Below are 26,314 nucleotides of genomic sequence, written 5' to 3' on the forward strand. Positions count from 1 at the left end.
CCCGATCCGCGGCGGTACGCTGGCATCTCATGACCTCTCCGGCGATCCAGGGCACCGCCCTGCACCCCGCGTGGCCGCTACCGCTGTTCCTGCTGCGCACGGCCTGGGCCGACCAGCCCTACGACGCGCTCACCGAGTATGTCGGCGGGCTCGCGCAGGCGCACCTCCTCGAGGTGGTCGGCGACCGCGTGGCGATGCTCGACGGGGTCTCCCCCGCAGCCGGCCCGGCCGGGGTGCTGCCGGGGCTCGTCGCGGCGCTGCGGCGCGCGGGCGGATCCGGGACCGGATCCGCCGAGGCCGGAGGGCCGTTCCCCGCGCCGGAGGTGCTCTCGCTGCTCACGGCCGCGCCCGGCGATTCGGCGAGCCTGCCGCCCGTACCGGCCGTGCGCACGGACGTGGCCGCGGCCGGATGCGGGGTGCTGGTGCGCGACCCCGTGGTGGGCCAGGCGGTGTGCCTCACGGTCCGGGTGGTCGACGGCGAGGTGGCGCGGTGGCGGGCACGGGGCGTCGCGGACTGTCCGGTCGCGCCCCAACCGGACGGCCCCGCGGCCGCCCTGGCCGACCTCGGCCGCGCCGTGGTGGAGGCGGCCGAGCTCATCGAACGGTCGACCGCCGGGGGTGGCACTACAGGCGTCGTGGACGTGCACGGGCACGTGACGCGCCTGCCCGCCGGACTGACGCCGCGGGTCCTCGAGCTGGTCGACCGCGTGGACCGCGTGGAGGCGATCGTCGCGCTGGCCCTGGCGTTGCCCGGCGTCGGTGCCGACCCCGCCGGCCGCGAGCCGGTGCTGCGGCGGTTGGTCTCGGCGCTCGACGCCGCCCGGCGTGCCGCGGTCGCGGCGGCCGGAGCAGAGGCGCTCCGGGCACACTGACCGCTGTCCGCTGACGTCGACCCGGGAGCGGACGGCCCCGGATACGGACTCCGACGGGTTACAGTGCTCACATGCTGCGAACCGGACGTTTCGGCCCGCGATGCTCTCCCGTCGCCGTCGCGGCGGTCGTGCTGCTCGCGGCGACCGCGTGCGGCCAGGACGGGTCGGTGCCGGTCGGTGCCCCGGAACCCGAGACCGTCACCGTGGTGACTACCGTCGACGACGAGGGCGGCGCCCCCGACGAACAGGCCGAGGCACCGGACCCGACCGACCCGTGGGAGCAGCCCGGGTCCACCGGGTGCGACCTGGACTCGGCGGTGTCGGAGGCCATCGCCGGCTTCCGCCCGACCTCGCTGGCCCCGGACCGTGGATGGGTCCTGTACAGCAAGTCGGAGGGGTGCCCGACCCTCGGCTACGCCGAGATCACCATCGAGGGGGCGACGGGCTCCTCCCCCACCCAGCTCCTGCTCTTCCACCGGGACCGCTTCCTCGGCACCGGCGTGCGCTGCGACATCCTCGGACAGGTTGTAGGCGAGTCCGACGACTCGGTGACGGTCGAGTACCGCTGGCCTGTGGGCGACGAGCCCAACGCCCTGATGTCGGGACGTGCCGACGTGACCTTCCAGTGGGACGGCTCGCGGGTCCAGATGCTCGATCCGCTCCCGGAGGCCGCAACGCTCGGCAGTTCCTGCTGAGACTCGTCAGGCCGGGCGCCGGCGCGGCGCGGGGCAGCAGTCCACCGCGCACCGCTCGCCGTCGCGGGTGCAGCCCAGCGAGGGCACCGCGCCGAGGCGCTCGACCGCTCGCCCCGTCTCGAGCTCGTCGAGCAACTGCAACACCATCTCGGTGAACTCGGCGCTCGGGCCGGGCGTGGCGCAGCGGGTCACACGCACACCGAGGTCCTCGGTGTCCTCCACCAGCTCGGTATCCAGGTCCCACACCACCTCGACGTGGTCGGAGACGAACCCGATCGGGCAGATCACCACGTCGCGGATCCCGTGCCTGCGCGCCAGGTCGCGCACGTGGTCCACGACGTCCGGCTCGAGCCACGGAACGCTCGGCGGCCCGGAACGGGACTGCCAGACCACGTCGTACTCGTCCACACCCACGGCCCCGGCCACCAGCCGCGCGGAATCGGCTACCTGACGGCTGTAGAGGAACCCGCCGAGCTCCGTGGGGCCGGCGGTGGCGTCGGCGGTGTCGGGGACGGAGTGGGCGGTAAAGACGAGGCGGGGCTCCCCGCCGGAACCGACCCCCTCGCCGTCATGATCCGCGGCCCGGGCCTTCTCCCGGGCCTCCTCCAGCGCCACGAGCAGGTCGTCGGCGAAGCGCTGGACGAACCGCGGGTGGTCGTGGAACTGCCGCAGCCGGTACAGGGTGGGCGCGTCCTCGACGGTGCGGCGGGCCCGCTGGATGTCCTCCTGGTACTGCGCACACCCGGAGTAGCCGCCCCAGGCGGAGGTGGCGAACACCGCGGCGGCCCGCACGCCGTCGTCGCGCATGGTGGCGAGCGTGTCCTCGAGGTAGGGCTCCCAGTTGCGGTTGCCGAAGTACACCGGAAGGTCGCGACCGCGGCGGGACAGCTCGGAGCGGAGGTTCGCGATGATCTCGAGGTTGAGCTCGTTGAGCGGGCTCCGGCCGCCCAGGTGCCGGTAGTGGGTGGCCACCTCCTCGAGCCGCTCGGCGGGGATGCCACGCCCGCGGGTGACGTTCTCGAGGAACGGGATCACGTCGTCCTGGCCGTTCGGCCCGCCGAAGGAGAGTAGGAGCAGCGCGTCCACCGCGCCCACGCCGTCGGTCACGTCAGGCCCTCCCGCCCGGCGAAGGCTACGGTGCCGGCACCGCCGTCGGCGTAGATCACCGTGCCGGTGGTGGCGGGCATGAGGTCCGAGAGCAGGGCGACGGCGGTGGTGGCGACGGCGGTGGGGTCCTCCACGTCCCAGCCCAGCGGGGCCCGCGCGGCCCATTCGTCCTGCATCTGGTCCAGCTCGCCACCGGGGCCGAGCGCGTCGCCGGCGATCGCCTTGGCGGCCAGCGTCTTGACGGGCCCGGCGGCGATGAGGTTGGAGCGCACGCCCTCGGGGCCGAGCTCGCGGGCCACGTAGCGGTTCACGGCCTCGAGGGCGTTCTTGGCCACGGACATCCAGTTGTAGAACGGCATGGAGAACCGGGGGTCGAAGTCCAGGCCGAGGATCGAGGCGCCCGGTCGGAGTAGCGGCCGCACCGCCTTGGCGAGCGAGGCGTAGGAGTACGCGGAGACCTCCAGTGCCACGGAGACGTCCTGCCACGGCGCCTCGAGGAAGTCCCGGCCCAGGCACGACGGCGGGGCGAAGCCGATCGAGTGCACCACGCCGTCGAGTCCGTCGGCGTGCTCGCGGACCCGGCCCTCGAGCGCGGCGAGGTCGTCGGCGCTCTGCACGTCCAGCTCGATGACGGGCGGACGTTCGGGCAGCCGCTTGGCGATCGCCTTGACCAGCGACGGCCGGCCGAAGGCGGTGAGGATCACCTGTGCCCCGTGGAGCTGGCAGTGCTTGGCGATGTGGAAGCCGATGGAGGCGTCGGTGATGACGCCGGTCACGAGGACGGTCTTGCCGGCGAGCAGTCCGGAGCCCGCGGGCGCGGCGTCGGTGGTGTCGGGAGACGTCATGATCAGTGCCCCATTCCCATGCCGCCGTCGACGGGGATCACGGCGCCGGAGACGTACGCGGCGTCGTCGGAGGCCAGGAAGCTCACGGCGCCGGCCACCTCCTCGGCGGTGCCCTGCCGTCCGAGCGGGATGGCGGCCACGGCGAGGTCCTGCGTCTTGTCGTCGAGCGCGGCGGTCATGTCGGTATCGATGAACCCGGGCGCCACCACGTTGGCGGTGACGCCCCGCGAGCCGAGCTCGCGGGTCAGGGAGCGGGCCATCCCCACGAGCCCGGCCTTGGAGGCGGCGTAGTTGACCTGGCCGGCGGTGCCGGACTGGCCCACCACCGAGCCGATGAGGACGATCCGCCCGAACTTGGCGCGCAGCATCCCCCGCGAGGCGCGCTTGGCCACGCGGAACGCGCCGGTGAGGTTGGCGTCCAGCACGCGGGTGAACTGTTCCTCCTTCATGCGCATGAGGAGCGTGTCGTCGGTGATCCCCGCGTTGGACACCACCACCTCGACGGGGCCGAGCTCGGCCTCGACGGTGGCGAAGGCGGCGTCCACGGACTCGGCGTCGGTGACGTCGCACTCCACACCGAACAGGCCCTCCGGCGCGCCGGATCCGCGGTGGGTCACGGCCACGCGGTGGCCGTCGGCCGCGAGTCGCTCGGCGACGGCGCGGCCGATGCCGCGGTTGCCTCCGGTGACGAGGACCGTGCGCGGGGTGACGGGGCGCGGCGCTGGGCTGCGGGTGGGATCGGATTCCATGACACCCAACCTAGCGAACGGAGCACGGTCCCCGGTCCGCACCGCTCCGGCCGCGTCACGGGATACGGCGGTGCGCCACCAGGGAGCCGGCGGCGGCGAGCATCGCCAGCAGCGCCCCGGTGATGAGCCAGGGCCGCGAGGCGTCGGCCTTTTTCCACTCGTAGCCGATCTGCTCCTCGAGGGTGCGGTAGACGGAGTCGAGCTCCTCGAGGCTGGAGGCGGTGAAGAACTCGCCACCGGACTTCTCGGCGATGGTGCGCAGGGAGGCGTCGTCGACCGGCACGGGTTGAGAGCGGCCCTGGATGTCGACCGTGCCGTAGAGGGTGCCGAACGAGATGGTGGAGACCGGGATTCCGGCCTCCTTGGCGCGTTCGGCGGCGGTGAAGGCGCCGCGCTCCTCGGTGGGGTCCGCGGGGACGGTCTCCTTGCCGTCGGAGAGCAGGACGATGCGCGCGGGCGGCGCCTGGTCCGGCCCACCGAGGCTGTCGGTGAATGTCTGGATGGCCTGCGTGGAGGTGTAGATGGCCTCGCCGGTGGCGGTGCGCTCGTCCAGCCGGAGCCGCTCGATCGCGCGGATCACCGGGCCCCGGTCCGTGGTGGGGGCGACGAGCATCGAGGCGGTGCCCGCGAAGGACACCAGGCCCAGGTTGACGCCCTGGGTGAGGTTGTTGGAGAACGTCGTGGCGGCCTCCTGCGCCGCCTCGAGGCGCGAGGGCGCGACGTCGGTGGACTCCATGGACAGGGAGACGTCGACGACGAGCATCACCGTCGCCCGGTTCCGGGGGACCTTCTGTTCCTCCTGGGGCCCGGCGAGGGCGACGACGAGGGCGACCAGCGACAGCACGAGCAGCACCGCGGGGACGTGCGTGAACCAGCGTCTCGCGCCCCGGTCGACGGTCTTGACCATGCCGAAGTTGCCGAAGCGGACGGTCCGGCGCCGCTTGGAGCGCACCGCGAGGACGTAGCCCACGACGATCGCCGCGGGGACGAGGAGCAGGATCAGCCACAGGGGGTGCTGGAAATCCGACAGACTCATCGGCCCACCTCGTCGTCATCGCCGTCCGGCAGGTCCCGGGACAGGTCGTCGCCGGTCGGGAACCCGCCCTGGCGGCGCACGCCCACGAAGTCGATGACGTCCCGGACCCAGTCCCGGTCGGTGCGCAGGCCCAGGACGGGCGCGCCGCACCGGCGCAGCGCCGTGTGCACCGCGTCCCGGTGCGCCCCGGCCTCGCGGCGGTAATCGGCGGCCAGGGCGTCGTCCACGTCCACCTCGAGCACCTCGCCGGTGTCGGGGTCCTGGAGCAGCGCGGCGCCCACGGCGGGAAGGGCGATGTCGAGGGGGTCGGCCACGTGGACGGCGAGGAAGTCGTGCCGCACGGCGAGGACCCGCAGGGACCGCTCCCACGTGAGGGCGGAGAGGAAGTCGGAGACCACCACGACGAGCCCGTGGCGGCGGGCGGTCCGGCGGACGGCGACGAGCGCGTCGTCGAGCGTGCCGCCGGGACCAACCTCCGCCGGCGCTTCCGACACCTCCTCGAGCAGGCGCCGCACGTGGGCCCGTCCGCCCGTCGCGCGCAACACCCGGGGCCGTCCCCGGCCGGTGACGACCATCCCCACGCGGCTGCCGTCCGTGGCGGAGAGGAAGCCGACGGTGGCGACGGCGGCCTCGACCAGCCGCCGCTTGCTCCCGTACCGGCCGACCACGTCCATGCTCGGTGCCAGGTCCACGACGATCCAGGTCTCGAGCTCTCGGTCGGCGATGGTCTGCCGGATGTGCGGCACCGTGGTGCGGGCCGTGACCGACCAGTCCATGGTGCGGACGTCGTCGCCGGGCTCGTACGGGCGGGCCTCCCCCGGTTCGGTGCCGGGCCCGGGCAGCAGGCCGCGGTGGTCGCCGCCCAGGACGCCGTCGAGCCTTCGGGTGACGAGGAGTTCGAGTCGGGCCAGCGCCGCGCGGGACGACGCGTGGGTCGGGTCCTCACGCACCGTGTCGTCGGCGGCGGTCACCGTGCGGGCGGCCCGTCACCGGGCTGCGATCCGACCGGCTGCGGTCCGGCGCCCTGCTGGGCGGGCACGGCGCTGATCCGCGGCAGCGGGACGGCCTCGAGCACCCTCCGCACCACGGTGTCGGCGCTCACCTCGTCCGCCAGCGCGTCGTAGGTCAGCACGAGGCGGTGGCGAAGGACGTCCGGGAGCACGTCCACCACGTCCTGCGGGACCACGTAGTCGCGACCCCGGATCAGGGCGAGTGCCCGTGCCGCCGTCACCGCGCCGAGCGTCGCGCGCGGCGAGGCGCCGTAGGCGAGCCAGCGGGACACGTCCTCGAGGCCGTGCGCCGCGGGCTGTCGGGTCGCGGCGGTCACCCGGACCACGTAGTCGACGAGCGCGTGGTGGACGAAGATCTCGCGCACCGCCTCCTGCATGCGCAGCAGGGCGTCGGTGCCGAGGACCAGCGACGGCTCCGGCGGCGTGCTGCCCATCCGGTAGACGATCTCCCGCTCCTCCTCCGGGCTCGGGTAATCCACGACGAGCTTGAACAGGAAGCGGTCGCGTTGCGCCTCCGGGAGCTGGTAGACGCCCTCGCTCTCGATGGGGTTCTGGGTGGCCATGACGAGGAACGGCGCCGGCACCGGGAAGGTGCGGCCGCCGATCGAGACGTGCCCCTCGGCCATCACCTCGAGCAGCGCGGACTGCACCTTGGCGGGGGCGCGGTTGATCTCGTCGGCCAGCACGAAGTTGGCCATGATCGGCCCCAATTCGACGTCGAACTCCTCGCGGCCCTGTCGGTAGATGCGGGTACCCACGATGTCCGCGGGGACGAGGTCGGGGGTGAACTGCAGGCGCCGGAAGCTCCCTCCGACCACGGTCGCGAACGTCTCCACCGTGAGCGTCTTGGCCACACCGGGCACGCCCTCGAGCAGGATGTGGCCGCGCGAGAGCAGGCCCACGAGGATCATCTCGACCAGCCGGTCCTGGCCCACCACGACCTTCTTGACCTCGTACACCGCCCGCTCGAGCAGCGCCGCGTCCTCCGCCGCGAGCGCGGCCCCCGAGGGACGGGTGCCGGAATCGGTCGTGGTGTCGGAGTCGGGTCGGGTCACCGCGGCGGGCTCCTTCTGGGTGATGGGGTGCGTCTGGGCACGGGCTGGGGACGACAGTACCGGTGCGGGCCGAACGCGCGACGGCGGTGCCGCCCCGGGGAGCCGCCCGCTCGGGCGCCCCCGGGAGGCGCCCGCTCAGACCAGGCGCACCACCATCGGCGAGATCCCCGCCATCCGCACCGGGGAGATCTTGACGACGTCGCCCGACTGCGGGGCCTCGACCATCTTCCCGTCGCCCAGGTAGAGCGCCACGTGCCCGGGCCAGAACAGCATGTCGCCGCGCTGGCGCTGGGCCACCGGGAACTGCGGGCCGGAGGTGTACTGGTACCCGGTGTAGTGCGGGAGGGCCTTACCGATCCCGGCGAACGCATAGATCATGAGCCCGGAGCAGTCGAAGCCGATCTTGTTGTAGTCGCCGTGCTGGTCGGCGACCCCGCCGTCGCGGATGCCGCGCGTGGGGCCGTTGGCGTCGCCGCCGCCCCAGGCGTACGGCACGCCGAGCTGCGAGAGTGCCCGGTTGACCACGGTCTCGACCTTGGCGTCGCGCGAGGGCGTGCCGGTGTTCCCGCCCTGATTCCCGCCCGCGGGGGGCGTCCCCGGCGAGGTCCCGCCGCCCGGGTTCGTGGGCGCCCCGGGGCTCCCCGGCTCCGAGTAGAGCGAGCCGGTGTCGGTCCCGCTGATGGCGTCGATGACCTGCTGGATGATCGCGTCGGTGTCGCCGTCGATGCCGGCCGACACGGCGTCGGCGACACTGCCGGCGTCGACCGCGCCGTCGAGGCTGCCGGTGTCGATCGCCCCTCCGACCCGTTGGGACACGCGGTCCGAGGAGCCGGCCGCGAGGCGGCGGACCGCCCCCAGGTCGAGGTGCGAGGGCAGCGCGCCGGCGATGTCGGCCGCACGGCCCTCGGCGTAGGGGTCGGCGGCGAGCCGGCTCTGTGCCTCCACACGGGCGGCGTCCTGGTCGATGTCCACGGCGCCGGCCTCGGACGGCAGGGGCGCCGGGGTGCCGCCGGCCGCCTGGAGCGAGTCCCGGCTCTCCTCGAGGGCGCGGGTGAGGTCGGCGACCTCCTGCTCGAGCGCGGTGACCTCGGCCGTGACGGAGGAGACCTCGGCCTCGGCGGCGTCGCGGCGGGCGGAGGCGTCGGCGTACCGCTCCTCGGCCGCGGTGCGGGCCGTGGTGGCCTCGGCCTCGCGGCGGGTCGCCTCGTCGCGGGCGGTGACCATGTCGCCCACCACGCGGTGCTGGTCCGCGGCGGCCCGTTGGAGCAGCTCCTGGCGATCCCCCGCGGCCCCCGGCCCGGCGGGGTCGAGGATCTGCGAGGCCACGCCGGGTGCGGTGCCCTGGCGGTGGAGCATGCTCGCGTAGTCGTCGAGCGTCTCGCGCGCCGTGGCGACGCCCGAGTCGGCACGCTCCCGCTCCTGCGCGGCGGTGTCGGCCGCCGCGGAGGCCCGGTCGAGTTCGACGCGGGCCATCTGCAGGTCCACGAGGGTCTTGTTGACACCCTCGCGCTTGACAGCGATGTCCTGGCGGGCGGCGTCGAGGCGCGCGGTGGCGTCGGCGACGGCCCGGATGAGGCCGCTGATGTCGTCGGGGGCGGGCGAGGCGGCCGGCGCCTCCTGGGCCACGGCCAACGGCACGTGGACCCCGGCCGACGCGGTTCCCAGGACCAGGACGGCCGTCAGTACGGCACGCCCTCCCGCGCGTCTGTTCCTCGGTACTCGCCGCGTGTCCAGCGCACGGGTCATCGACTTGTCAGGCTCCACGTCTCACCTTCCGATTGCCGCACCGGGGTACGGCTCACCGCGCGTCCCGCAGCACGGGACGCGTCGCCGGGGTGGATGAGAACTCCGGTGATGCCTTCCCCTGCGCCACTGGAGCCTCATTCAGACCCGGCTGAAACTGTTGTTCCTCTAGCACCGTAGGTCACAGAAGACGCAATCGAAACACGAGTGCGTTAAATACACTGCTGTAACTTCTCGCGCACGGAGGCGCGCCGTGTGACTTGTGTGACTTGTGTGACTAGTGGTACCCACGGTGCGTAGTGAGCTGCGATTATGCGCGGCGGCGCGCCCGGTGCCCTGCGGGCCCCGGGCGGGGTGGAACAATCCCCGCGCGACGGGATCAGGGGCGCGGAGCGGGTTGGACGGGCGGCCAGGAACGGCCGACCGGTGCGATCCGGGCGGGGTGGGCCCTCAGCCGAGCCGGCGTCGCAGCGCCACGGCGAAGGCGACGACGGCGATCACCGCGACCACCAGGAGAACTGCCGAATAGGTGCCCCACGGGGGTGCGGGTTGGGTGATCTTGTGGGAGAACACAGCCGCAGAGGCCACCGGGTCGAATTCCTCGATCGCGTCGTCCTGGCCGGCCTCGAGCTGGTGGCGCGGGATCGTGTCGCTCGAACTGCCCACGAACATGGGGGTGCGGACGAAGATCGTCCCCTCATACTCCTGCCCCAGCAGGTTCGCCACGTCTCGCGGGTCGGTGTGCACGCCGGTCGGCGCCTCCGTATAGACCACCTTGAGGTCGAGCCCGCGGCCGGCGGCCTCGGTGACGACGCCGCGCAGCCCCTCGACGAACGGCTCGGGCGCGGAGACCCCGTCGTCCGCGAGGTCCTCCATGACGGCCCGGTAGTCGAGCCAGAAGGGATCCTCTCCCTCCTTCAGGGAGATCACCGGCTCGGACTCGTAGGCGAGCAGTGTCACGTCGTCGTCGGCGGAGTTCACGTGGCCATGGTGCCATCTCCCCGTCGAGGCCCCGGCGCCACGCGCCGTCGCCCGCCGATTCCGTGCCCGACCCCCACGGACGGGCGTGGCGTCAGGAATGCAGAACGGACGTACTGGTAAATTGGCGGTCGCAATCCGGGCGCGAGGGTCCACAATGGAGCCAGTGCCCGCCCGGCAGAGCCGGCGGCGCCCCGCGTCGCGAGGATCTGCCGGGAGGGATGTCGAACCGAATTTCTCACCATGAGTGGAGCTGACGTGACAGCAAGCATTGACAGCTTTGGCGCCAAGGGGACCCTTGAGGTCGGCGGCGATTCCTACGAGATCTTCCGCCTGTCGGCGGTTCCGGGGGCCGAGAAGCTCCCCTACTCCCTCAAGGTCCTCGCCGAGAACCTGCTGCGCACCGAGGACGGCGCGAACGTCACCAAGGAGCACATCCAGGCCCTGGCGAACTGGGACCCGAACGCCGAGCCGGACACCGAGATCCAGTTCACGCCTGCCCGCGTGATCATGCAGGACTTCACCGGTGTGCCCTGCATCGTGGACCTGGCCACGATGCGCGAGGCCGTCAAGACCCTGGGCGGCGACCCGGACAAGGTCAACCCGCTCGCCCCGGCCGAGATGGTCATCGACCACTCGGTGATCATCGAGTCCTTCGGCGGCCCCGACTCGTTCGAGAAGAACGTGGAGATCGAGTACCAGCGCAACGAGGAGCGCTACCAGTTCCTGCGCTGGGGCCAGGGCGCCTTCGACGACTTCAAGGTGGTCCCCCCGGGCACCGGCATCGTCCACCAGGTCAACATCGAGTACCTCGCGCGCTCGGTGATGGTGCGTAACGGCCAGGCCTACCCCGACACCTGCGTGGGCACCGACTCGCACACCACCATGCAGAACGGTCTCGGCGTACTCGGCTGGGGCGTCGGCGGCATCGAGGCCGAGGCGGCCATGCTCGGCCAGCCCATCTCGATGCTGATCCCGCGCGTCGTGGGCTTCAAGCTCAGCGGCGAGATCAAGCCGGGCGTCACCGCGACCGACGTCGTGCTCACGATCACCGAGATGCTGCGCAAGCACGGCGTGGTGGGCAAGTTCGTCGAGTTCTACGGCGCCGGTGTGGCCGCTGTGCCGCTGGCCAACCGCGCCACCATCGGCAACATGAGTCCCGAGTTCGGCTCGACCTGTGCGATGTTCCCGATCGACGGCGAGACCATCGACTACCTGCGCCTGACCGGCCGCGACGAGGACCAGCTGGCCCTCGTGGAGGCCTACGCCAAGGAGCAGGGCATGTGGCTCGACCCCGAGGCCGAGGAGCCCACGTTCTCCGAGTACCTCGAGCTCGACCTCGGCGACGTCGTCCCGTCGATCGCCGGCCCCAAGCGCCCGCAGGACCGCATCGAGCTGGCCGACGCCAAGAGCGCCTTCCGCAAGGACATCCACAACTACGTGGACGCCGACGTGGACAAGCTCGCCACCCGCGAGGGTCGTCGCATGCAGGCTGAGGGTGGTGCCCCGTCCGACTCGAACGGTGGCGCCAGCCTGTCCTTCGCCGAGGAGGGCTCGGTCCGCGCCGACGCCTCCGCCGGCGCCGAGGGGCGGCCGTCCAAGCCGGTCGAGGTTTCCTCGAACGGCACGGAGATGGTGATCGACCACGGGATCGTCTCGATCGCCTCGATCACCTCGTGCACCAACACCTCCAACCCGTCGGTCATGATCGGCGCCGGCCTGCTGGCCCGGAAGGCGCACGAGAAGGGCCTCACCGCGAAGCCGTGGGTCAAGACCTCCATGGCGCCCGGCTCGCAGGTCGTCACCGAGTACTACGAGCGCGCCGGCCTGTGGCCGGACCTGGAGGCGCTCGGGTTCCACCTCGTGGGCTACGGCTGCACTACCTGCATCGGCAACTCGGGTCCGCTGCCGGAGCAGATCTCCACCGCGATCCAGGAGAACGACCTCACGGCGACCGCCGTCCTGTCCGGCAACCGCAACTTCGAGGGCCGGATCAACCAGGACGTCAAGATGAACTACCTGGCGTCCCCGCCGCTGGTCATCGCGTACGCCATCGCCGGCACCATGGACTTCGACTTCGAGTCGGACTCCCTGGGTAAGGACAAGGACGGCAACGACGTCTACCTTAAGGACATCTGGCCCACCGGCGAGGAGATCGAGGAGACCATCAAGGCCTCCATCACCTCGAAGGAGTACAAGGAGAAGTACGCCGACGTCTTTGCCGGCGACGACCGCTGGCGCGGACTGTCCACCCCCGACGGCAAGACCTTCGAGTGGGACGACAAGTCAACCTACGTCCGCAAGGCCCCGTACTTCGACGACATGGAGTCCGAGCCGGCCCCCGTCGAGGACATCAAGGGCGCACGCGTTCTGGCCAAGCTGGGCGACTCGGTCACCACCGACCACATCTCGCCGGCCTCGACCATCAAGCCGGGCACCCCGGCCGCGAAGTACCTCGACGAGAACGGCGTGGAGCGCAAGGACTACAACTCCTTCGGTTCGCGGCGCGGCAACCACGAGGTGATGATCCGCGGTACGTTCGCCAACATCCGTCTGCAGAACCAGCTGCTCGACGGCGTGACCGGCGGCTACACCCGCGACTTCACGCAGGAGGGCGCCCCGCAGGCGTTCATCTACGACGCCGCGCAGAACTACGCGGAGCAGAACATCCCGCTGGTCGTGCTCGGCGGCAAGGAGTACGGCACCGGCTCCTCGCGTGACTGGGCCGCCAAGGGCACCCGCCTGCTGGGCGTCAAGGCCGTGATCACCGAGTCGTTCGAGCGTATCCACCGCTCGAACCTCATCGGCATGGGCGTGATCCCGCTGCAGTTCCCGGAGGGCGAGTCCCACGAGACCCTCGGGCTCGACGGCACGGAGACCTTCGACATCACGGGTATCGAGGAGCTGAACAACGGCACCACACCCAAGACGGTCAAGGTCGTCGCCACCAAGGAGGACGGCAACACCGTCGAGTTCGATGCCAAGGTCCGCATCGACACGCCCGGTGAGGCCGACTACTACCGCAACGGCGGCATCCTGCAGTACGTGCTGCGCAACATGATCAAGGGCTGAACGTAGCTCCCCTGATCCGCGCCCGACGGCGGGTCGGCCCCGGAACCACTCCGGTCGGCCGGCCCGCCGTCGGCGTCTCCCCCGCTCCCGTCGCCCGCCGCCAGAAGGGACCACATGCCCAGGGTCAGCCAGGACCACATGGATGCCCGCCGCCGGCAGATCCTCGCCGGGGCCCGCCGGTGCTTCGCCGAGTACGGCTTCGAGGGCGCCACGGTGCGGCGCCTCGAGGATGCGACGGGCCTGAGCCGGGGCGCGATCTTCCACCACTTCGACGACAAGGACGCGTTGTTCCTCGCCCTGGCGCACGACGACGCCGAGGCTATGGCCGCCACCGTCGCCCAGCAGGGTCTGGTCCAGGTGATGCGGGAGATCCTCGCCGACCCCGGCGAGTTCTCGTGGCTGGGCACCCGCCTGGAGATCGCCCGCCGGATCCGGACGGACCCCACGTTCCGGGAGCGCTGGCGGGACCGCCAGCACGAGGTCGACGAGGCCCTGGTAGCGCGCCTGCGTGAGCAGAAGGCAGCGGGCCGGATGCGGACGGACGTGCCCGCGGACGTGATGCGCACCTACCTCGAGGTGGTCCTCGACGGGCTCATCAACCATCTGGCCACGGGCCGCGGCACTGCCCACGTGAGCGCCATGCTCGACCTGGTGGAGGACTCCCTGCGCACCGGCCGGGACTGAGGCCTGTTTCCGGGGCGGGCGTACTGTAGGGCGCATGACCAGTAGCGCACCGCAGATCCCCCACGTCGCGCTGAGCGACGGCACCTCGATCCCCCAGCTCGGGTTCGGCACCTTCCAGGTGCCGCCCGCCGACGCCGAGCGCGTGGTTTCCGACGCGTTGGCCGCCGGCTACCGTCACCTCGACACCGCACAGATGTACGGCAACGAGGAGGGCGTGGGCCGAGCCGTCGCCGCGGCAGGTGTGGCCCGGGACGAGCTCTATGTGACGACGAAGTTGAGCAACGAGTTCCACGAGCGCGCGGCCGCGCGGGAGGCCACCGAGCGTTCGCTGGAGTCGCTCGACTGCGGCCACATCGACCTCTACCTGGTGCACTGGCCGCTGGCCATGCACGCGGACGTGGCGCGGGTGTGGGAGGTCATGGAGGAGATCAGGGCCGACTACCCGGTGCGGTCGATCGGCGTCTCCAACTTCCAGCCGGCCCACCTGTCGCGGCTGGCGGAGGCGGGACTGAGCGTGCCGGTGGTGGATCAGGTCGAGTCCAATCCGTACTTCGTCAACGACGAGGTGCGCGCGGAGTGCGCCGAGCGCGGGATCGCGGTGGAGGCGTGGAGCCCGCTGGCGCAGGGTCGGGTGTTCGGTGATTCGCAGCTGGAGGCGCTGGCGGAGCAGGTGGGTCGCACGGTGTCGCAGGTGGTGTTGCGTTGGGTGCTGCAGCGGGGCGACATCGTGTTCCCCAAGTCCTCGAGCCCGGAGCGGATGCGGGAGAACCTCGACGTGTTCGATTTCGAGCTGACCGACGAGCAGATGGCGTCGGTCTCGGCGCTGCACGACGGCACGCGGTCGGGGCCGGACCCCGACACCTTCGACTGGCGCGGCTGACTCCCCCGCCCCCCGGCGCGCCTCCCCACCCCTCCAACAGCGCCATCGCTCTCCGACAGCGTGCATCGCCGCTGTCGGAGGGGATCATCGCTGTTACCCGCGTGCGCTCTCCCGCGCGGCCCTAGTGTCGAGGCCATGACCTCGACCCGCCCCGACGTCCCCGAGGCCGCGGGCGCCGCCCCCTCCGGTTCGCTGCTCGCCTCGTACGCGGCCGGCAGCCTCGGCACCGGCGCGTTCGGCACCCTGCCCGGCCTGGTGCTGGCCTACTACCTCACTGACTCGATCGGGGTGGCCGCGGCACTGGCCACGGTGCTCGTGTTGGTTCCCAAGCTGATCGACGTGCTGGCCTATCCGCTGATCGGTGCGCTGTCGGACCGGGCTTCGCACCGCTCGGGCCGGCGGACGGGCCTCATGCTGGGCGGCGCGCTCGCCCTGCCGCTGCTGTTCGTGGCCACGTTCGCGGCGCCCACGGGGTGGAGCACGGGCGCGGCCGGGCTGTGGGTGATGGGTTTCTTCCTGCTGGCTTCGCTGGCCTACTCGTGCTTCCAGGTGCCGTATCTCGCGCTGCCGGCGGAGCTGACGGACGATTCGGGGCATCGGGTGACGATCCTCGCCTGGCGCGTGGCGGTCCTCGCGGGAACCATCCTGCTCGTGGGGGGCGGCGGGCCGGCGGTCCGAGACACCGCGGGCGGCGGGCCGACCGGGTACGTCCTCATGGCGGCGGCGGTCGCGGTGGTGATGCTCCTCGGCATGCTCTGGGCCACGTTCGGAGCGGGCCGGCGCACGGTGCTGCGGGCCGACGAACCGTCGGGTGGGCTGGCGCACGGGTACCGGGAGGGCTTCGACGCGATGCGCACGACCCGCCCGTTCCGGCTGCTGGTGCTGGTGTCCTGCCTGCAGGCGGTGGCCACGGCGGTGATGCTCGCGGGCGGCCAGTACGTGGCCACGTACGTGCTGGGCGACGAGACGGCGCTCACCGGACTGTTCCTCGCGCTGATCGCCCCGGCGCTCATCGTGATGCCGTGGTGGACGAACCTCTCGCACAAGCGTGGCAAGGTGCAGGCTCTCACGGTGGCTACGCTTCTGTTCACGGTGGCCGGCCTGCTACTCGTTTTGGTCGGCTGGATGCCCGGCGCGTGGGTCCACCTGCCGGTCGCGATGGCGGGCGTGGCGTACGCGGGTATGCAGGCTCTACCGATGTCGATGCTTCCCGACGCCACGGACCTGGACCGCGAGCTCGGCGGCCGCCGGCGCAGTGGTGCGATGAGCGGGCTGTGGACGGCCTCGGAGACGGGCTCCATGGCGCTCGGCCCGGTGGTGGTGTTGGCGCTCCTCGCCGTCGGGGGCTTCGAGTCCGGGGGTGTGGCCGAGCAGTCCGACACGGCCCGGTGGGCCATCGTCCTGGGCTTCTCCCTGGTCCCCGCACTGCTCACAGCCCTGAGCCTGCCGGTGGTCCGCGCCCTCGGGCGCGAGTACCCGCGCTGGACCGCCCCGACGACGGGAGCTACCGCGTGAATCCCGACCTCGTGACCCCCGATCCTCGTGCCGATTCCCTGCCCGCCCGCGTGGGCGACCGCGGCGAGACGGCACTGGCCCGGCTGGCCGAACTGCGCGCTTCCGACCCGCCGACGACCGGCGGCCGGGTGCTGTCCTACGTCTACGACTCGGGGGTCGAGGGACTGGACGACATCGCGATCCGCGCCGCCGCGTTGGCGCACGGCGTCAACGGCCTGGACCCCACGGTGTTCGGGTCGGTGGCGGACGTGCACGGCGGGATCGTGCGGCGCGCGCGGGAGATCCTGGGTGGTGACGACGAGGTGTTCGGTTCCGTCACCTCCGGCGGGACCGAGAGTTGCGTCCTGGCCTGCCTGGCCGCGCGCGAGGTCGCCGGCCGCTTGCCCGGGGAGGGCGGGACGATCGTGGCGCCGGTGACGGTGCACGCGGCGTTCCGCAAGGCCGCCCACCTGCTCGGACTTCGGTTTGTGGGCGTCGAGGTGGACCCGGCGACCGCGCGGGTCTCGGCGCAGGAGCTGCTCGCGGCCGTGGACCACGACACCGTGCTGGTGGTGTGCTCGGCGCCGGCGTACCCGACCGGCGTGGTGGACCCGGTTGAGGAGGTGGCCGCCGGGCTCGAGGCTCGGGGAGCCGACCACGTGGGCCTGCACGTGGACGCATGCCTGGGCGGGCTGGTGCTGCCGTTCTGGCCGGACGGCCCCGGCGGTCCGGCCCTGGAGCCCTGGGACCTGCGGCTGCCGCGGGTGACGAGCGTCTCGGCGGACCTGCACAAGTACGGCTTCGCCCCCAAGGGGTCGTCGGTGCTGCTCAGCCGCGGCCGGGCACGGCACCGCGCGGCGTGGTTCGCGACCGTGGACTGGCCGGGGTACCCGGTGGTCAACCCCACGCTGCTGGGGTCCAAGCCGCTGGAGCCGGCGGCCGCGGCGTGGGCGGTGCTCGAGGCTCTGGGCGACGACGGCCAGCGCGAGCTCGTCGCCCGCACCGCCCGCGCCACCGACCGGCTCGCCATGGGGATCGAGGCGCTGGAGGGGCTGCGGCTGCTCGACCGGGACCCGGGGCCGCTGCTGGCCGTGGTGGCCGACGAGTCCGCGCCCGACGACCGCCGCGTGCACCCGCACCTGTGGGCGGACGCCTGCGGGCCCCGCGGGATCGCGGTGCAGTGCCAGCCCGCCTACCGGCAGGAGCGCGGTGCCGTGCCGTCGTCGGCGCACCTGACCATCACGCCGGTCACCGAACGGCTGGTCGAGGAGATCCTCGCCGTGGCCGGCGAGGCGGCCGACGAGGTGCGGGGCCGGCCCGCGCCCGAGGCGCCGGCGGAGTTCGCGGACGTGCTGGGTGCGCTCGAGTCCGGCGCCCTCTCCCCCGCCGACCTGCTGGCGCTGCCGGAGGACGACGTCCACGCCCTGGTCTCCGCGGTGGTCTCCGGCGACTCGGAGCCCGGGATGGCGGGGCTTCTCGCCGCGATCGAGCGCCTGCCTGCCGAGGTGGGCGCCCGGCTGGTGCGGGCCTACCTGGCCGCGGTCATGGAGTAACCGCGGGGCCGGGCTTATGCAAACCGCCCCTCCGCCGGTGTCGGCGGAGGGGCGGTTCGGCTGCGCCCGGGGTGTCGGACAAACGCGACGTGTCGGACGTATGCGCTCGTCAGACGAGCACGGCGATCGCCACGTTGACGATCCCCAGGATGCCGGCGGTGTGCGCCAGGGCGGCGGTGCTGCCCTGGGCCCTGGCCTCCTTGCGAACACCGATGATCGCCACCACGAGGATGACGATCGCGACCAGCAGTTTGATGCCGATCTTCATGTGGTTGAGCTCGACCTCGTCCTGCATCTCACGCAGGGCAACCAGCACGAGGCCGGCGACCAGGGCGAGGATGGCGCCGTGCAGGACGCCCTTGGTCATGTGCGGGGACTTGATGGTGGCGAGCCAGCCGCCGATGACGCCGGCGAGGCCGATGAAGTGCAGGATCAGAACGAGCTTGATGGCGATGTCCATGGCGTCGATTCTCGCAGATGCTCCGGGCCCGGGTTGGCTACGGGGTGTCGCTATCTTCCCTGGCCTTCGAGCGATTTCGCGCCCGTCAGCGAGCAGCTGCGCGGCAACCGCCAGACGCACTTGACGACCGCACCCGTTCCACGGGATGACCTGAACGACCGCGGAGCCAGTACCGATAACGCTGCCTTCAGTTGGGTCCGGAGGTCAGCTGGGTGCCGTGATCCCTGGAACCGCTCCGCTGAGTTGCACTCGGGCTGAGCCGACCCGACGACCCCCACCCTTCCCGAAGCCGAAATCCTGCCCACTACTTGGCGCGGTAAATGTGATTCACACTTCAGATGTCACTTGTGTTGCGTGCGCGTACTCGGGGTCGCGCGGGCGCGTCCGCCCACTCACGCCAGCTCGACGATCTCCATGTAGTCCTGCGACCAGAGGTCCTCGACCCCGTCGGGCAGGATGATGACCCGCTCCGGCTCCAGGGCCTCGACTGCGCCCGGATCGTGGGTGACCAGCACGACCGCGCCTTCGTAGGTGCGCAGGGCGTCGAGCACCTGCTCGCGTGAGATCGGGTCGAGGTTGTTGGTGGGCTCGTCCAGCAGCAGCACGTTGGCCGCCGACGACACCAGCCCCGCCAGCGCGAGACGCGTGCGCTCACCGCCGGACAGCGTGCCGGTGGGCTGCTCGAGCTGCGGTCCTGAGAACATGAAGGCGCCCAACAGGCCGCGCAGGTCCTGCTCCCCCGCGTCCGGCGCGGCGTGGCGGATGTTCTCCCACACGGTCGCGTCCATGTCCAGGGTGTCGTGCTCCTGGGCGAAGTAGCCGATTTTCAGTCCGTGGCCGGTGACCACGCCGCCCTCGCCGTCGGTGCGCTCCACCCCGGCCAACAGCTTGAGCAAGGTGGTCTTTCCGGCGCCGTTGTAGCCCAGCACCACCACGCGGGAGCCCTTGTCGATCGCCAGATCCACCCCGGCGAACACCTCGAGCGAGCCGTACATCTTGGTCAGGCCCTTGGCGAACAGCGGCGTCTTGCCACACGCGGCCGGCGTGGGGAACTTGATGTGCGCCACCTTGTCGGCCACGCGCACCTCGTCGAGCTCGTTCATCATCGCCTCGGCACGCCGCACCATCTGCTTGGCGGCGGCGGCCTTGGTGGCCTTGGCGCCGAGCTTGGCGGCCTGCTGCTTGAGCGCGGAGGCCTTCTTCTCGGCGTTCGCCCGCTCGCGGCGGCGCCGCGCCTCGTCGGTGGCACGGGCGTCGAGGTACTTCTTCCAGCCCATGTTGTAGGCGTCGATCTCCCCGCGCACCGCGTCGAGGAACCACACCTTGTTCACCACGGCGTCGAGCAGCTCCACATCGTGGGAGATGATCACCAGCCCGCCCTCGTGCTTCTCCAGGAACTGGCGCAGCCAGGTGATGGAGTCGGCGTCGAGGTGGTTGGTCGGCTCGTCGAGGAGCAGCATCGTCTGTGACTTGCCGGCGCCGTCGGAGGCGGCGAACAGGATGCGTGCCAGTTCCACCCGACGGCGCTGACCGCCCGAGAGTGTGCCGAGGTTCTGCGTGAGGATCCGGTCCTCCAGCCCCAGCGAGTGGCAGATCCGCGCCGCCTCGGACTCGGCCTCGTAGCCGCCCTTGGCGGAGAACTCGTCCTCGAGACGCCCGTAGCGGCGCACGGCCTTGTCGCGCACCGCGTCGTCCTCGGCCTCGGCCATGAGCTCCTGCGCCTCGGCCATCTGCGCCATGAGCACGTCCAGCCCCCGGGCCGAGAGCACCCGCGACCGCGCCAGCTGGTCCATGTTGCCCTCACGCGGGTCCTGCGGAAGGTATCCGATTTCGCCGCTCCGGCTGACCTTCCCGGCGTACGGCTCACCCTCACCGGCGAGGATCCTCATCGTCGTCGTCTTACCCGCCCCGTTGCGGCCGACCAGGCCGATCCGGTCGCCCGGCTGGACCCGCAGCGAGGACCCGTCCATGTGGAGCAGGGTGCGCACGCCGGCGCGCACCTCCAGGTCGTCGATGGTGATCACGTGCGCGGGTACCTCGTCTCGGACGGTGGGGGTCAAGCGGTGGAGTCGCCCGGAAGCGGGCCGACCTGCCACTCTACCGGCGCACACCGCACCGGGACGACTCCGGTGACCTGCGCCTCAGCCGCCCGCTTTAGACCCCGCGACCGTAGAGGTTCTGCATGCACCGGCCCAGCCGCCCGCGGGCGTCGAAGAGCTTCGTGTCGGTGAGCACGCCGCCGCCCGGCCCGCCCACCGTCTCGGCATCCAGGTACACCCAGTCCGGCTCCGGATCGCGGAACAACGACACCACCAGATCGCAGTTGATGGCCGGGTGCTCGAGTGGATGTGTGGCCATGGAAATCCCGCTCGCCGAGTCCACCACCGCCATCAGGTGCTGCCAGCCCGTCATGGTCTCCCCGGCCACGAGATCGGCGCGGCTGCGCCCCCACGCCGAGGCGGGGCCGAGCCCCTCACCGGAGCCGGAGACGAAGTGGAAGTCCACCACCGAGAGGTAACCGTCCGCGTGCGCGCCCGGCAGAAGATCCCCGCGGTGGGGCGGTCGCAGCGCCGGGTCGGGTCCGAGCTGCTCGCCCACCACCGAGAAGTCCCCCGGCGTCACGCGCATCCGCCAACCGCGCGCGACCAGCGCGGCCCGGCCCTCGACGGAGGCGGTCGCCTCGAGCAGCTCCACGCTGCGCCCGGGCCGGATCACCCGCACGTCCACCTCCAGCGGAGCCACCGGCACCGGGCCGAGCACGTCCACAACGACCCGCGCGAGCCGCGAGTCGGGCGCCGGGGAATGCCGCTCCATCGCCCGCACGAGCAGCGCGCTCGGCGGGCCCGCATGCTGCGAGTCCGGGCCCCACGGCCCGGCGGTGAGCGGGCTCGACTCGAACCGCGACTCGTCGAGCGGTGTGTAGAACGACACGGCGGTCATCCGCGGCCCTCCTCCTGGTCGGCACCGCGGAGCTCTGGCGTCCCGGTGTGCTGCGTACCCTTACCGGTGATGAATGCTACGGGGAGTGCGATGGCCGACGTCGCTGTCGTCGGCCTCGGGCCGGCCGGCCGCGCGCTCGCCTCGCGCTGCGCCGCGGAGGGCCTGCGCGTCCTCGCCGTCGATCCCGACCCCGACGCCCAGTGGCGCCAGACCCTCTCCCTGTGGACCGAGCAGCTCCCGCCGTGGCTCGGCCGCGACGTGCTCGCGCACACGGTGGCCGGGCCCACGCTGCACAGCCCCACGACCCACCGGTCCGAGCGCCACGTGATCGGCATGGAGTACGCGGTCCTCGACACCGCGCGCCTGCGCGAGGCGTTCCCCCTCGGCGCGGGAGTCACGATCGAGCGGTCCCGGATCGACGACGCCGGCCTACGGGCCCTCACCCGCCGCGCCCACCGCGTCGTGGACTGCCGCGGCGCCCGGCCGGGCCCCGGGATCCCTATGCAGACCGCGTACGGGATTGTCCTGCCCGCCGCCGACGCCGCGCCCGCCCTCGGCGGGGACCCCGCGCTGTTCATGGACTGGCGCTCCGATCATGACGACGACGAGCTCGGCCCCACCTTCCTGTACGCGATCCCGGTGGGCCCGACGCGCGTCCTCCTCGAGGAGACGTGTCTGGCAGGCGATCCGGCCCCGGCCCCGGCCGTCCTGGCCCGCCGCCTGCGGTCGCGGCTGCTGCGCCGGGGCGTCGCCGAGGAGGTGATCGACGCGCCGCTGTCCGTCGAGGAGGTCCGCATCCCGCTGCTGCCCCCGCCGCCGCACCCCGACACGCTGATCGAGGCGTTCGGCACCGCGGGCGGGCACGGGCATGCCGCGACCGGCTACTCGGTGGCATCGATGCTCGAGGCGGTGCCGGCGGCCGTCCACGCCGTGGTGACGGGATATCCGCTGCCCGCACCCCGATCGCCCCGGGCCACCGCTCTACAAGAACTGGGACTGGGTGCGCTCCTGCACGCGGACGAGCGGACCCTGCGCCGGCTCTTCGACGCGTTCGGGCGCATCGACTCCCGACGCCAGCTGTGGTTCCTCGACGGCTCGAGCCCCTCCTACCAGGTGGCGGCCGCGATGTGGGGCATGTGGGCGCGGATGCCGACGCGCGGCAAGGCGGGGATGATCCGCGCGGTCGGTTCCCACGCCCTTCCGCGGGGGGCGGGCCTCGGTCGTTCCGCGGTCAGTACTCCGTCGGAAAACCGCGGGCCTCGAGCTCACGCACGACCTCGCGTCGGCCGTCGCGGAACTCGGCGGTGAGCATGGAGTCGTCATGTTTCATGATCATCCCCAACCACCGGTTGCCCTGCGCGTCGCGAAGCCCGGCGTCGGCGCCCGCGCGGATGAGGACCAGGCACGCGCGCCAGTTGTGCACGGCGGCGGCGGAGAACAACGGCGTCCACCCGGAAACTGTCTGCCGGGAGTCGAGGTCCGCCCCGGCGTCGATCGCCTGCCTCAGCAGACTGTCGTCGGCGTCGGACCGGTCCAGGTTGATCGATCCGGCCACCGAGTGCAGCAGATTGCCGCCCGTCCTCGCGGGGGCCTCGACCACCGACGGGCGGAGGGACACGAGTTCGCGGAGCGGTTCAGCGAGGTCGCGCCGCGCCGCGTAGTGCGGGACGTTCTCGCCCGCCTTCGGTCCCCCGTCCGGTGCGTGCGGGCGCAACGGGTCGGCCCCCACGTCGAGCAGGACCCCGATCGCCCGCAGCGGGGAGAACTCCACGCTGTAGTGCAACGGGGTCAGGGCGACGCGGCGCGGATCCTCGTCGTTACCGAGCGCGTTGGGGTCGACGCCGTCCGCCACGAGCTGCGCCGCGCGGGCGCCGTCACCCTTCTCGGCGGCGGCGATGAGTTCGACCACGCCCTCGTCCTCGAAGAAGCGCTCCGGCTGCCCGCGTCGGCCGCACGCCGAGGTCACCGACGCGAGGACAGGTGCCGCGGCCAGCCCCGCGAGTAAGCGCCGACGCAGCGGGTCGAATCCGTGTGGCATGTCCGCCCCTCTCGCCAGATGAGCTCACCCTAATATCGAACGCCGCCCGCCGGAGGGGGTTCCGGGGGGCGGCGTCTCGGGGGGCCCGGCGCGGCGGCTCAGACGGTGAAGCCGATGGCGCGCAGCTGCTCGCGGCCGTCGTCGGAGATCATCCCCGGACCCCACGGCGGCATCCAGACCCAGTTGAGCTCGAGCTCGTTGGCCAGGTCGGAGCCCACCACGGCGCTGCGGGCCTGGTCCTCGATCACGTCGGTGAGCGGGCAGGCCGCGGACGTCAGCGTCATGTCGACGCGGGCGATCGTGGAGCCCTCGGTCTCGCCGGGCCGCACCCAGATGTCGTAGACCAGGCCCAGGTCCACCACGTTGATGCCGAGTTCGGGGTCCACCACGTCGCGCATGGCCTCCTCGATGTCGGCCACCAGCGCGAGGTCGTCCTCAGACTGCTCGGGGCGGTTGGGGTCCGGGCGGAATTCGCCGTTGTAGGCGGTGCCGGGCGGGGTCGGGTTCTCCTCCGCCGACATGGGGTCGTTGACGGCGGGGTCGTTCGAGGGGCTCGTCTGCTCGGTCATGTCACTCACTCCTGGGTGTGATCGGTCTGCCGGCCGAGGGCGTCCTTGAAGGCCATCCACCCGAGTAGGGCGCACTTGACGCGGGCAGGGTAGCGGGAGACACCGGCGAGCGCCACGGCGTCGTCGAGGATCTCCTCGTCGCCCTCGTCCTGGCCGCGGGACGAGATCATCGCGTGGAACGCCTCGTAGGCCTGCAGCGCGTCGGCCACCGGGCGGCCCACGATGAGGTCCGCCATCATCGAGGTCGACGCCTGGCTGATCGAGCAGCCCTGGGCGTCGTAGGACACATCCTCCACGGTGGTCAGATCTTCGGACAGGCGCAACCGGAGGGTCAGTTCGTCGCCGCAGGTCGGGTTGACGTGGTGCACCTCGGCGCCGAAGGGCTCCCGCAGGCCGTTGTGGTGCGGGTGCCGATAGTGGTCCAGGATGACCTCCTGGTACATCTGCTCCAGCTTCACAGTGCGACACCTCCGCTTCCGAAGAACTCCTGCGCCCGTCGCAGCGACCGGGCGAGCACCTCGACCTCGTCGAGGGTGTTGTACAACGCGAACGAGGCCCGCACGGTGGACTGCACGCCGAGCCGGCGGTGCAGCGGCCACGCGCAGTGGTGCCCCACGCGCACGGCCACGCCGTCGTCGTCCAGGACCTGGCTCACGTCGTGGGCGTGGATGCCGTCGACGACGAACGACACGGCTCCGCCGCGGGAGGCCATGTCCGTCGGCCCGACCACCCGGATGCCGGGGATGCCGTCGAGCGCCTCGAGCGTGGCCGCGGTGAGCGCCTCCTCGTGGCGGGCGATCGCGTCCATTCCCACGCCCTCGAGATAGCGCACGGCCGCGGCCAGGCCGACCGCCTGCGAGACCATGGGCACGCCGGCCTCGAACCGCTGCGGCGGATCGGCGTACGTCGAGCCCTCCATGGTCACGGTCGCGATCATGGACCCGCCCGTGAGTACCGGGGGCATGGCCCGCAGCAGCTCGCGACGCCCGTAGAGAACGCCGATGCCGGTGGGGCCGAGCATCTTGTGGCCGGAGAACGCCGCGAAGTCCACGCCGAGGGCGTGGAAGTCCACGGCCATGTGCGGCACCGACTGGCAGGCGTCCAGCACGACCAGCGCGCCGACCTTCTTCGCGGCCTCGACCACGCGGGACACGTCGGTGACCGCGCCCGTCACGTTGGACTGGTGTGTGACGGCGACGACCTTGACGGCGTCGGTGAGCTCGAGAGAGTCGAGGTCGATGCGCCCGTCGTCGGTCACGGAGTACCAGCGCAGGGTCGCGCCGGTACGTCGGCACAGCTCTTGCCACGGGACGAGGTTGGCGTGGTGCTCGATCTCCGAGACCACGACCTCGTCGCCCGGGCCCAACGCGTACGCCCCGAACCGCTCGTCCCCGCACGCGAAGGCCACGAGGTTGAGCGCCTCGGTGGCGTTCTTGGTAAAGACCAGCTCGTCGACCCCGGCGCCCACGAACCGCGCGATGTCGGCACGCGCCCCCTCGTAGGCGTCGGTGGCCTCCTCGGCGAGCTGGTGCGCGCCACGGTGCACGGCCGCGTTGGAGTGCAGGAGGAAGTCCCGCTCCGCGTCGAGCACCTGCACGGGGCGCTGCGAGGTCGCCCCCGAATCCAGGTAGACCAGGGGCTTTCCGTCACGGACCGTCCGCGACAGGATCGGGAAATCCGCGCGGACTGCTGTCAGGTCGAGAGTCGAGGTCATGTTCTCCCAGCTGTTCCGATCAGGCGGTGGCGGGCGTCAGGTACTTCTCGTACCCGTTCGCCTCGAGTTCGTCGGCCAGCTCCGGGCCGCCGGACTCGGCGATCCGGCCGTCCACAAAGACGTGGACGGTGTCGGGCTTGATGTACCGCAGAATACGGGTGTAGTGGGTGATGAGGAGGATGCCGCCGTTCTCCTCCTCGCGGTAACGGTTGACGCCCTCGGACACCACGCGCAACGCGTCCACGTCCAGGCCCGAGTCGGTCTCGTCGAGCACCGCGATCTTGGGCTTGAGCAGGTCCAGCTGGAGGATCTCGTGGCGCTTCTTCTCGCCACCGGAGAAACCCTCGTTGACGCTGCGCTCGGAGAAGGCGGGGTCGAAGTCGAGGTCGGACATGGCCTCCTTGACCTCCTTGACCCAGTGGCGCAGCTTGGGCGCCTCGCCGCGCACGGCGGTGGCGGCGGTGCGCAGGAAGTTGGCGGTGGACACGCCGGGGATCTCCGTGGGGTACTGCATGGCCAGGAACAGGCCGGCCCGGGCGCGCTCGTCGACCTCCATGGACAGGACGTCCTCGCCGTCGAGGGTCACGGTGCCGCCGGTGACCTCGTACTTGGGGTGGCCGGCCACCACGTAGGCCAGCGTCGACTTGCCGGAGCCGTTGGGGCCCATGATGGCGTGGGTCTGGCCGGACTCGATGGTGAGGTCGACGCCCTTGAGGATGTCGACCGGCTCGGAGTCCTCGGTCGCGGCGACGCGGGCGGTGAGGCCCTTGATCTCGAGAGTGGTCATGGGGAGTGTGCTCGCAATCTTCTCGTGAAGCGT

24 protein-coding genes are annotated in these 26,314 nt (G+C 71.9%); 8 read left to right on the forward strand and 16 right to left on the reverse strand.

Translation table 11 applies throughout. The features are described 5' to 3' along the window. Positions 1-29 precede the first annotated feature (29 nt). Entirely contained in the window at positions 30-872 is an 843-nt protein-coding gene (locus ACH0BZ_RS02715; RefSeq protein ID WP_406896415.1) for a hypothetical protein, read from the forward strand. Positions 873-943: 71 nt separating this feature from the next. Next, complete coding sequence (locus ACH0BZ_RS02720) at positions 944-1,567, forward strand: LppP/LprE family lipoprotein (RefSeq protein ID WP_406896416.1); 624 nt, start codon at positions 944-946, stop codon at positions 1,565-1,567. A gap of 6 nt (positions 1,568-1,573) precedes the next feature. On the opposite strand, the gene ACH0BZ_RS02725 is transcribed toward ACH0BZ_RS02720, so the two are convergent. The 8 genes from ACH0BZ_RS02725 to ACH0BZ_RS02760 form a co-directional block, all read right to left on the reverse strand. Then, positions 1,574-2,674 (reverse strand): ferrochelatase, encoded by a 1,101-nt coding sequence (locus ACH0BZ_RS02725; RefSeq protein WP_406896417.1) that lies wholly within the window; start codon positions 2,672-2,674, stop codon positions 1,574-1,576. After that, complete coding sequence (gene inhA / locus ACH0BZ_RS02730) at positions 2,671-3,519, reverse strand: NADH-dependent enoyl-ACP reductase InhA (protein ID WP_406896418.1); 849 nt, start codon at positions 3,517-3,519, stop codon at positions 2,671-2,673. The genes ACH0BZ_RS02725 and inhA overlap by 4 nt, the downstream gene beginning before the upstream one ends. A 2-nt stretch (positions 3,520-3,521) precedes the next feature. Beyond that, positions 3,522-4,268 carry a 3-oxoacyl-ACP reductase FabG1 gene (fabG1, locus tag ACH0BZ_RS02735; RefSeq protein WP_406896419.1) on the reverse strand — a complete coding sequence of 249 codons (747 nt, stop codon included), beginning with the start codon at positions 4,266-4,268 and terminating at the stop codon, positions 3,522-3,524. Between the two features lie 55 nt (positions 4,269-4,323). After that, the gene (locus tag ACH0BZ_RS02740; protein ID WP_406896420.1) at positions 4,324-5,304 is read right to left on the reverse strand and encodes a VWA domain-containing protein; all 981 of its coding nucleotides are present in this window, start codon (positions 5,302-5,304) and stop codon (positions 4,324-4,326) included. After that, entirely contained in the window at positions 5,301-6,275 is a 975-nt protein-coding gene (locus ACH0BZ_RS02745) for a DUF58 domain-containing protein (protein ID WP_406896422.1), read from the reverse strand. Before ACH0BZ_RS02745 ends, ACH0BZ_RS02740 begins: the two co-directional genes overlap by 4 nt. Next, a complete protein-coding gene (locus ACH0BZ_RS02750) occupies positions 6,272-7,369 on the reverse strand; it encodes an AAA family ATPase (protein ID WP_406896423.1) in 1,098 nt (365 codons plus the stop codon). The genes ACH0BZ_RS02745 and ACH0BZ_RS02750 overlap by 4 nt, the downstream gene beginning before the upstream one ends. A 135-nt stretch (positions 7,370-7,504) precedes the next feature. After that, the gene (locus ACH0BZ_RS02755) at positions 7,505-9,133 is read right to left on the reverse strand and encodes an NlpC/P60 family protein (protein WP_406896424.1); all 1,629 of its coding nucleotides are present in this window, start codon (positions 9,131-9,133) and stop codon (positions 7,505-7,507) included. Between the two features lie 429 nt (positions 9,134-9,562). Further along, positions 9,563-10,093, reverse strand: a complete 531-nt coding sequence (locus ACH0BZ_RS02760; protein ID WP_406896425.1) for a DUF6676 family protein — start codon at positions 10,091-10,093, stop codon at positions 9,563-9,565. A gap of 255 nt (positions 10,094-10,348) precedes the next feature. Between ACH0BZ_RS02760 and ACH0BZ_RS02765 the strand changes: the two genes are divergently transcribed. From ACH0BZ_RS02765 to ACH0BZ_RS02785, 5 genes are all read left to right on the forward strand, one after another. Next, entirely contained in the window at positions 10,349-13,162 is a 2,814-nt protein-coding gene (locus tag ACH0BZ_RS02765; protein WP_406896426.1) for an aconitate hydratase, read from the forward strand. A 114-nt stretch (positions 13,163-13,276) separates the two neighbouring features. Beyond that, a complete protein-coding gene (locus ACH0BZ_RS02770) occupies positions 13,277-13,846 on the forward strand; it encodes a TetR/AcrR family transcriptional regulator (RefSeq protein WP_406896427.1) in 570 nt (189 codons plus the stop codon). Positions 13,847-13,880: 34 nt separating this feature from the next. Further along, positions 13,881-14,726, forward strand: coding sequence for an aldo/keto reductase (locus ACH0BZ_RS02775; protein WP_406896428.1), 846 nt, complete (start codon positions 13,881-13,883; stop codon positions 14,724-14,726). A 135-nt stretch (positions 14,727-14,861) separates the two neighbouring features. Beyond that, the gene (locus ACH0BZ_RS02780; RefSeq protein ID WP_406896429.1) at positions 14,862-16,241 is read left to right on the forward strand and encodes an MFS transporter; all 1,380 of its coding nucleotides are present in this window, start codon (positions 14,862-14,864) and stop codon (positions 16,239-16,241) included. After that, positions 16,238-17,773 (forward strand): pyridoxal phosphate-dependent decarboxylase family protein, encoded by a 1,536-nt coding sequence (locus ACH0BZ_RS02785; protein WP_406896430.1) that lies wholly within the window; start codon positions 16,238-16,240, stop codon positions 17,771-17,773. Before ACH0BZ_RS02780 ends, ACH0BZ_RS02785 begins: the two co-directional genes overlap by 4 nt. Positions 17,774-17,882: 109 nt before the next feature. Here ACH0BZ_RS02785 and ACH0BZ_RS02790 read toward each other — a convergent pair whose 3' ends face one another. The 3 genes from ACH0BZ_RS02790 to ACH0BZ_RS02800 form a co-directional block, all read right to left on the reverse strand. Continuing rightward, on the reverse strand, positions 17,883-18,233 hold the full coding sequence (locus tag ACH0BZ_RS02790) for a hypothetical protein (protein ID WP_406896431.1): 351 nt from the start codon (positions 18,231-18,233) through the stop codon (positions 17,883-17,885). A 392-nt stretch (positions 18,234-18,625) separates the two neighbouring features. Further along, complete coding sequence (locus ACH0BZ_RS02795; RefSeq protein ID WP_406896777.1) at positions 18,626-20,257, reverse strand: ABC-F family ATP-binding cassette domain-containing protein; 1,632 nt, start codon at positions 20,255-20,257, stop codon at positions 18,626-18,628. A gap of 130 nt (positions 20,258-20,387) precedes the next feature. Beyond that, positions 20,388-21,173, reverse strand: a complete 786-nt coding sequence (locus ACH0BZ_RS02800; RefSeq protein WP_406896432.1) for a thioesterase family protein — start codon at positions 21,171-21,173, stop codon at positions 20,388-20,390. 90 nt (positions 21,174-21,263) lie between these two features. On the opposite strand from ACH0BZ_RS02800, the gene ACH0BZ_RS02805 reads away from it, so the two are divergent. Beyond that, positions 21,264-22,481, forward strand: coding sequence for a lycopene cyclase family protein (locus ACH0BZ_RS02805; RefSeq protein ID WP_406896433.1), 1,218 nt, complete (start codon positions 21,264-21,266; stop codon positions 22,479-22,481). Here ACH0BZ_RS02805 and ACH0BZ_RS02810 read toward each other — a convergent pair. From ACH0BZ_RS02810 to sufC, 5 genes are all read right to left on the reverse strand, one after another. Then, positions 22,405-23,211: a hypothetical protein gene (locus tag ACH0BZ_RS02810; RefSeq protein WP_406896435.1), complete on the reverse strand. Its 807-nt coding sequence runs from the start codon at positions 23,209-23,211 to the stop codon at positions 22,405-22,407. The two genes, ACH0BZ_RS02805 and ACH0BZ_RS02810, sit on opposite strands and share 77 nt — an antisense overlap. Before the next feature lie 98 nt (positions 23,212-23,309). Then, complete coding sequence (locus ACH0BZ_RS02815) at positions 23,310-23,780, reverse strand: metal-sulfur cluster assembly factor (RefSeq protein ID WP_406896436.1); 471 nt, start codon at positions 23,778-23,780, stop codon at positions 23,310-23,312. 5 nt (positions 23,781-23,785) lie between these two features. After that, positions 23,786-24,238 carry a Fe-S cluster assembly sulfur transfer protein SufU gene (sufU, locus tag ACH0BZ_RS02820; protein ID WP_406896437.1) on the reverse strand — a complete coding sequence of 151 codons (453 nt, stop codon included), beginning with the start codon at positions 24,236-24,238 and terminating at the stop codon, positions 23,786-23,788. Next, on the reverse strand, positions 24,235-25,494 hold the full coding sequence (locus tag ACH0BZ_RS02825; protein ID WP_406896438.1) for a cysteine desulfurase: 1,260 nt from the start codon (positions 25,492-25,494) through the stop codon (positions 24,235-24,237). The genes sufU and ACH0BZ_RS02825 overlap by 4 nt, the downstream gene beginning before the upstream one ends. 19 nt (positions 25,495-25,513) lie before the next feature. Next, on the reverse strand, positions 25,514-26,281 hold the full coding sequence (gene sufC / locus ACH0BZ_RS02830) for a Fe-S cluster assembly ATPase SufC (protein WP_406896439.1): 768 nt from the start codon (positions 26,279-26,281) through the stop codon (positions 25,514-25,516). Positions 26,282-26,314: the final 33 nt, after the last annotated feature.

Origin of the sequence: Dietzia sp. 179-F 9C3 NHS (genome assembly GCF_045369825.1) — a bacterium.
In the GTDB taxonomy this organism is placed as follows: Bacteria; Actinomycetota; Actinomycetes; order Mycobacteriales; family Mycobacteriaceae; genus Dietzia.